4 protein-coding genes and 4 tRNA genes are annotated in these 4,003 nt (G+C 29.7%); 6 read left to right on the forward strand and 2 right to left on the reverse strand.

All coding sequences use genetic code 11. The annotated features are described in order from the left end of the window. Positions 1-459: EamA family transporter (locus tag WBG30_RS00500; protein WP_424502685.1), on the forward strand; the 459-nt coding region annotated here is incomplete at its 5' end. Between the two features lie 102 nt (positions 460-561). On the opposite strand, the gene WBG30_RS00505 is transcribed toward WBG30_RS00500, so the two are convergent. Then, positions 562-1,896 (reverse strand): PhoH family protein, encoded by a 1,335-nt coding sequence (locus tag WBG30_RS00505; protein WP_424502686.1) that lies wholly within the window; start codon positions 1,894-1,896, stop codon positions 562-564. A gap of 364 nt (positions 1,897-2,260) precedes the next feature. Between WBG30_RS00505 and WBG30_RS00510 the strand changes: the two genes are divergently transcribed. The 5 genes from WBG30_RS00510 (at position 2,261) to WBG30_RS00530 (ending at position 3,660) form a co-directional block, all read left to right on the forward strand. Continuing rightward, positions 2,261-2,336: transfer RNA gene (locus WBG30_RS00510), tRNA-Val, on the forward strand. A gap of 25 nt (positions 2,337-2,361) precedes the next feature. Continuing rightward, a tRNA-Asp gene (locus WBG30_RS00515) sits at positions 2,362-2,438 on the forward strand. 8 nt (positions 2,439-2,446) lie between these two features. After that, positions 2,447-2,522: transfer RNA gene (locus tag WBG30_RS00520), tRNA-Phe, on the forward strand. A 26-nt stretch (positions 2,523-2,548) separates the two neighbouring features. Beyond that, positions 2,549-2,622 (forward strand) — tRNA-Cys (locus tag WBG30_RS00525). A gap of 132 nt (positions 2,623-2,754) precedes the next feature. Continuing rightward, entirely contained in the window at positions 2,755-3,660 is a 906-nt protein-coding gene (locus WBG30_RS00530) for an AraC family transcriptional regulator (protein WP_424502687.1), read from the forward strand. On the opposite strand, the gene WBG30_RS00535 is transcribed toward WBG30_RS00530, so the two are convergent. Beyond that, on the reverse strand, positions 3,624-4,003 hold a 380-nt coding region (locus WBG30_RS00535), incomplete at its 5' end, for a hypothetical protein (RefSeq protein ID WP_424502688.1). The genes WBG30_RS00530 and WBG30_RS00535 overlap by 37 nt on opposite strands.

The raw sequence follows: 4,003 nt of genomic DNA on the forward strand, positions 1-4,003 counted from the left end.
TTAAGTAGCTTAACATTTAAAGGTATAATATATGGACTTTTGGCAGCATGTTCATATACAGCATTTACTTTTGTTAGTGGGAAGGTTGCAACGAATGTAGATTCAATTCAAAGAAGTACTTTAATGTTGACAGGGGCTTTTATTTTTACCATAATTTTATTCCCGCCTATATTCATAGGAAATGTTAAAATAGTACTACCCTTATTAAAATATGGAATAACACTAGCATTATTTGGAGCAGTTATCCCGACGTTATTGTTTTCTATAGGAGTTCCTATTGTTGGGGTAGGATTAACCTCAATTCTTGCATCAGTAGAACTCCCAGTGGCTATATTGACCTCTGTGACCGTGTTACACGAAAGTTCATCAATGATTCAGTGGATTGGAATCTTAATAATTTTATTTGGGATTGTTCTCCCCAGGTATATTCAGAAAAAAATTAAGCATCAAATCATATAAACTTGTATTGAGAAGAAAAAAAGAGAAATTTAAAATTTCTCCTTTTTTTATAGACTAGATATTTTTTATATCTTTAAAATCTGTGTGATTTTGACAAGAAAATTATCCAAAAATTTTCTTGTCAAAAATTAAGCTAGCTTTATCTACAAATTCACTTCTATGAACTTTATTTAGTGTGATGTGGGCAGTTTCAGAGAGTTCTTGGAGCCATTCAATAGATGCGTAGAGACCCGATTTGTCAGGGTCTAACCTAGATACTGTTTGTTGAGCAATATCCCCTATTAATATTAGTTTACTTCCTTCTCCTATCCTTGTAATCATTGATCTCATAGCATGAATATCAAATGATTGGGCTTCATCTATTACAACTATCTTATTAAGAAAACTCGATCCTAAAATAGAAGAAATATCTAAGACTTCTACTTTATCTTGCTCAATTAAACCCTCTAAAATTTCTACTCCTTTACGAGTTTTTTTACCTCGAAGATGCTGTATATTTTCAAAAGTAGTGGTGTAGTTGGCAAAATGTGTCAATAATTTTTCCTCTGTATCTCCAGTGGTAAAGCCTTGGTAACTCCACTTATCGACAGGGGCTGTATTTTTACCAATTAAGATTTTTTCATAACGATTTCCTTCTAATACTTGTTCCAAAGCTGCTGCAACTGCTAAAAGAGTTTTTCCGCATCCTTGCCTAGAGGTAATTGTGATAAACGGAATTTTGGGGTCTAGAAGTACATCAATGGCAAATTTTTGTCTGATATCTTTAGGAGAAATACCATATACTTTGGCATCATCATGTTTTAACTTTATAATCTTATTTCTTTGTTTATCATATTTGCCGATAATTTGGTTGTAGGAGAATTCTGTGTAGCCATAAAAAAATTGGTTGGGGTTCATAGATTTAATTTTAAGATCTTCTAGGGAGATCTCTTTGGCTGTATAGAATTTTTTTACCACTTCAGATGTAACTTCACAGGTGATAACACCTGTATAAAGATCGTCTAATTTGTGTTTGTCAGAAGCATCTAAGATAAGACAATCTATTCCTAGTGAGGAAGCTTTAACTCTCATACTAATATCGTTAGTTACAAGAGTTTTTTTCTTATATTTTTCCATCATCATAAGGGCTAAAATCTTATTGTCCACATAGTTTGGATCTAAACCATTAGGAATAAGAGAAAGATCTCCTTGAATTTCGGTTTTTAAAATAACTTTATTATCAATAGTTATTCCATCTATAAGGTTTCCATCTTTTTCAATTTCTTTAAAAAATCTAAAGAATTGTCTGGCACGAAATCCGCTATTTCCTTCTCTAGATTTAATTTTATCGAGTTCTTCTAATACGTAGATAGGAATGATTATCTCACAATCATTGAAATCCCTCATAAAGAATGGGTTGGCAATTATAACATTAGTATCTACTATGTATGAGTTCATGAGTTATACCTCCTAATTTTGTTGATACAAGTATAGTATTTAAAATGTCAAATGGCAAGGCGAATAGGGAAATTTTGGATAAAAAGCCATAAGAAAGAAGAAAAAGTTATAAAACATTAATTAATTAGATAAATAATTAAAAAATATCCTCTGAATTGTCGTTCTAATTTTTATATTCATAAAAAAATTACACATATGGCTTTAACATCAATAAAAACAAAGAAAAAAACTAAAAAAATCCTATAAAAATATAAAAATAATTATTTCCTAAGTGAATAGAAAGAATTATTTTCAAAAAAACTAAAAAAAGACTTGCAAACAAAAACTAGTTATAGTATACTAAATGAGTTCTGAAAAAACGAATGCTCGCATAGCTCAGTTGGGAGAGCACCTGCCTTACAAGCAGGGGGTCACAGGTTCAAGTCCTGTTGTGAGCACCATTTGAAAATCTTATATATCATTTATGGGGGTGTAGCTCAGTTGGTTAGAGTGCCTGCCTGTCACGCAGGATGTCGCGAGTTCGAGTCTCGTCACTCCCGCCATATATGATGCCTTGATAGCTCAGTCGGTAGAGCAGAGGACTGAAAATCCTCGTGTCCGTGGTTCGATTCCGCGTCAAGGCACCATTTTATAAGATTGATAAATAAATAATGGCGACGTCGCCAAGTGGTAAGGCAGAGGTCTGCAACATCTCCATCACCAGTTCGAATCTGGTCGTCGCCTCCAATTTATAAAACTTTTAAACCAGTCTATTGACTGTTTTTTTTTATTTAAACTAGTATTAGATACCTTATATTGTGAAAAAATAATCTCTATAGTAGACTATTTTTATATAATAGTTAATATTTTGGAGGTCAAATGGAGAATGGTGGTGTTAAGAAAATAAAAACAATTAAATTAAAAAAAGAAGGTTTTAAATCGGAGCATTTAATTTCGTTTGAAAGATTAAATGTAAATCCAATTGATGGGAATATTTATATTACTGATATTGGTTTTTTCCCGAATACCGAAGGTCATTTGATTGAAAGAAAAAATGGTTCTAGTGAAAATATTTTTATTTTTTGTACAGGTGGAAAAGGTTATATAGAAACAAATATAAAAACTACACTAGAAGAAAACCAGGTATATATAATTCCAAAAGGTCTAAAACATAAATATTACTCATCTAAATCAAATCCATGGCAAATATATTGGGCTCATTTTAATGAAAAAACCCCATTAATTGAAATAAATAAAAAACATAACTTGAAAAACAATGATTTAGGAGTACTATTAAAAATATTATTTAATACAATTATTGTTAACTTGGAAAATAGTCTCGATAGAAATAATATAGAATTTGCAAATTCTACCTTTAAATATTTACTTGAAAGTACTTATTGGTTAAATCGGATTTCAGAGCAATCAATTTGTGATAATAGTGTAACCGAAATATCAAAAGCAATTACTTTTATTAATCAAAATATTAATCGAAAAATTATGTTAAAAGATCTATCAAAAATATTGTCATGTTCAAATACTTATTTAAATAACTTATTTAACTTAGAAGTAAAAATGTCTCCATTAAGTTATGTGAATTATAGAAAAATAGATTATGCAGAGTCACTGTTAAGGATGACAACTCTTTCTGTTACAGAAATATCTGAAAAAATAGGTATAAAAAACCCTTTGTATTTTAGTAGGATTTTTAAAAAAAAGTTTGGATATTCTCCTAGATTATATAGAAATCATTTAAAAGATGAAAATTTAAATTTTATAAAATGAGAGTAATCATTTCCATTTTTTAAGAGTGATAATGGGTTACTTTTAAAATTTATATCATTAGGAAGATGTTGGCACTCAAAACAAATACCAGTATCTTTTACTTTTAGTTCTGTATCGTATCCATTGGAATAAATAACCACAGAAGGATATGAGGTAGTTATTGTCAGTAATCTATTTTTAGGTGGGTAGAACAATTGTACTTGTTTTTCTTTTCTTAATAAAAAAGGGTGGTTAAGAATTGAGTTGAATGGGTTATTGTTTTTATATTTTACTTTAAGATATTTAAACTTCAAAAAATTAAAATCATTATTTTTTACATATCTTTTTTTTGATGGCAAAAAGC

The sequence above is a fragment of the Psychrilyobacter sp. genome (assembly GCF_049671765.1).
GTDB lineage: Bacteria > Fusobacteriota > Fusobacteriia > Fusobacteriales > Fusobacteriaceae > Psychrilyobacter.